This window comes from Natronomonas sp., assembly GCF_028274965.1.
In the GTDB taxonomy this organism is placed as follows: Archaea; Halobacteriota; Halobacteria; order Halobacteriales; family Haloarculaceae; genus Natronomonas.
Map to the genome: position 1 here is coordinate 1 of NZ_JAQCNO010000043.1, position 1,645 is coordinate 1,645.

2 protein-coding genes and 2 pseudogenes are annotated in these 1,645 nt (G+C 65.7%); 3 read left to right on the top strand and 1 reads right to left on the bottom strand.

Annotation, left to right across the window (positions count from 1 at the left end; genetic code table 11):
- Nucleotides 1–585 (top strand): annotated as a pseudogene (locus Q0916_RS05845) (phosphoribosylglycinamide formyltransferase); the annotation flags it as partial.
- 53 nt (nucleotides 586–638) lie between these two features.
- On the opposite strand, the gene Q0916_RS05850 reads toward Q0916_RS05845, so the two are convergent.
- Nucleotides 639–977, bottom strand: a complete 339-nt coding sequence (locus Q0916_RS05850; RefSeq protein ID WP_299235608.1) for a hypothetical protein — start codon at nucleotides 975–977, stop codon at nucleotides 639–641.
- A gap of 92 nt (nucleotides 978–1,069) precedes the next feature.
- On the opposite strand from Q0916_RS05850, the gene Q0916_RS05855 reads away from it, so the two are divergent.
- Together Q0916_RS05855 and Q0916_RS05860 are read left to right on the top strand one after the other, a co-directional pair.
- The gene (locus Q0916_RS05855) at nucleotides 1,070–1,384 is read left to right on the top strand and encodes a hypothetical protein (protein ID WP_299235611.1); all 315 of its coding nucleotides are present in this window, start codon (nucleotides 1,070–1,072) and stop codon (nucleotides 1,382–1,384) included.
- Nucleotides 1,385–1,499: 115 nt separating this feature from the next.
- Nucleotides 1,500–1,645: pseudogene (locus tag Q0916_RS05860) on the top strand (MFS transporter); the annotation flags it as partial.

Sequence of the window (1,645 nt, forward strand, 5' to 3'; positions counted from 1 at the left end):
GTCGTCGCGCCCGGCTACACCGACAGCGCGCTCGACGTGCTCCGGGAAAAGAAGAACCTGCGCGTGCTCGACGTCGGCCCGCTCGGCGAGGGCGAGGACCGCTTCTCCGAGCGGTTCACCGAGAAGCCCATCGTCGGCGGCCGCCTCGTCCAAGAGCGCGACCGGCAGTCCCCGACCGCCGACGACCTGGAGGTCGTCACCGAGCGCGAGCCGACCGACGAGCAGGTCGAGACGATGCTGTTCGCCTGGAAGACGCTGAAACACGTGAAGTCGAACGGCATCCTCTTCGCGACGGGCACCGAGACGGTGGGCGTCGGCATGGGGCAGGTGTCCCGCGTCGACGCCGTGACGCTCGCGGCGATGAAGGCCGAGAAGGACGCCGAGGGGAAGTCCGCCGAGGGCGCCGTGATGGCCTCTGACGCCTTCTTCCCGTTCCCGGACGCGGTCGAGGAGGCGGCCGACGCCGGCATCGAGGCCGTGGTCCAGCCCGGCGGCTCCGTCAACGACGAGGACGTGATCGCCGCGGCCGACGAGCGCGACATGGCGATGGCGTTCACCGGCTCGCGCTGCTTCCGGCACGATTAGACCCGGTCGACACCGCAGGAACCCGTTCCGAGGCCGTCTCCTCGGCGACGACGCTACTCGCTGACGTTGTTGAGCGCGCTGTTGAGTTCGAAGAGCTCGCGGACGACGCTGCTGTCCGCGACTCGGTACCGACGCGGGGACGTGTCCGGGACCTCCTCGATGAGTTCGACCTCACGCATAAGGTCGGTGTAGTTCCCGACGGTCTGGCGCGTCACGCCGGCGTGTTCCGCGAGTTCGGTCTTGTTGAACTCGCGGTTCGGCGGCAGATCGAGCAACGCGTCCACGAGGATCGGGATCGCGTCGTGTTGCGTGAGGTACAGCCACCCACTGGGGTGTTCTTTCCGGAGGTCCTTCTTCGCTCCGCGGTCGTTCGCGTGTTCCATACCGCTCATACGAGAAATCACTCTCTCGGCGTGTATAACTGTTTCCACCAGCGGTAATGACAATTAACAGCGTTTATGTAAAACGGGTTCGGTCCCTCGGCATGGAGAAGCCGTCGGTGAAGTGCGCCCTCTTGGCGACGATGATAGCGAAACACAAGTGGGGGACACCGATCACGGAGGAGGCGCTCCTCGAACTCTCGGCGATCGACGGCGACTATCCGACCGCGCGCACCGTCTACGCCGAGCTTCGTAGCCAACCGTACATCACGTACCGCGGAAACCGTGGGATCAAACTCGACAAGAGCAACTTCGACGACCTCGCGGACGTTCTCTACCACGAGTGCGGCTGGGAGGCCTGGGAGATCGACAGCCGCCTGAAACACTACGAGGGTATCGAGGACCACGAGTGGACGTGACGTCGGCCGGACCGCCGTTCCGACTCTCGGCTCCATGAAACGATAACCCCACCCGAACCGCCGGATCTGGGGCGCTTTTTTCTCCGGGCCTCGTTCCCTCGGGATAGGGTCCACCGTGGCGCAGTTCGGGAACTCGGTACGGCTGCTCGGGGACCGGGAGTTCGCGGCGCTCGCCGGGACCGCGTTCGCCCGCAGTCAGGCGTACTCGACGATCCTCATCGCCCTCGCGCTGTACGCGGATCTGTTCGGCACCACCGGGTT